1 protein-coding gene and 1 pseudogene are annotated in these 703 nt (G+C 60.9%); one reads left to right on the forward strand and one right to left on the reverse strand.

What is annotated here, in order from left to right:
- Nucleotides 1-425: transposase (locus tag A5777_RS11595; RefSeq protein WP_197502356.1), on the forward strand; the 425-nt coding region annotated here is incomplete at its 5' end.
- 63 nt (nucleotides 426-488) lie between these two features.
- Here A5777_RS11595 and A5777_RS11600 read toward each other — a convergent pair.
- Nucleotides 489-703: pseudogene (locus tag A5777_RS11600) on the reverse strand (transposase); the annotation flags it as partial.

Consider the following 703-nt stretch of genomic DNA (forward strand, 5'->3'; position numbering starts at 1 on the left):
AGGTCGCCCGCCTCGAGTGGGAGGCCTTCCGCGACTCGGAGTTGGGTGTCAAATACCCCAGTGCAGCACAGGCTTTCGACCGGGCGTGGGACCGTTTCATCCCCTTCTTGGCGTTCCCACCCGAACTGCGCAAGGTCATTTACACCACGAACTCGATCGAGTCGCTGAACTATCAGTTACGTAAGGTCATCAAGAACCGCGGCCATTTCCCGAATGACGTCGCGGTCCGCAAGCTGCTGTGGCTGGCGATCTGCGACATCGAGGACAAACGCGCCCGGCAACGCGAGAAGGAACGCGGCAAGCCCGCCGCCACCCGCAAAGCCCCCGGACGACTCGTCGAGGGACAGGTCGTGACGAACTGGAAACAGGCCCTCGGCCAACTCGCCCTGGCCTACCCCGACCGCATCGAACCCCACCTCACCTAGACCGCAACAGCAAGCACACAAAAATCAGGAGTCACGTTCTTACACAAACATCTTGACAAGCTCGAAGCCGTCCATCGTCACCACCTTGATCCGGTCACGAAATGCAGGATCGCGTGCGGTCAGCCAATCCTTCAACGCCGCCTTGGAGCGGCCGGCGACCATGTCCAGCAAGCGTGCCGGCCCGGTACCGTCCACGATCGGTGTCAGGTCGACGAGCACAAGTGGAAACACGTTCGCGGCAAGGGGGATTCGAGTTTCGTGACCGCTGTCTCTTATAC

Source organism: Gordonia sp. 852002-10350_SCH5691597, from assembly GCF_001665715.1.
Taxonomy (GTDB): domain Bacteria; phylum Actinomycetota; class Actinomycetes; order Mycobacteriales; family Mycobacteriaceae; genus Gordonia; species Gordonia sputi.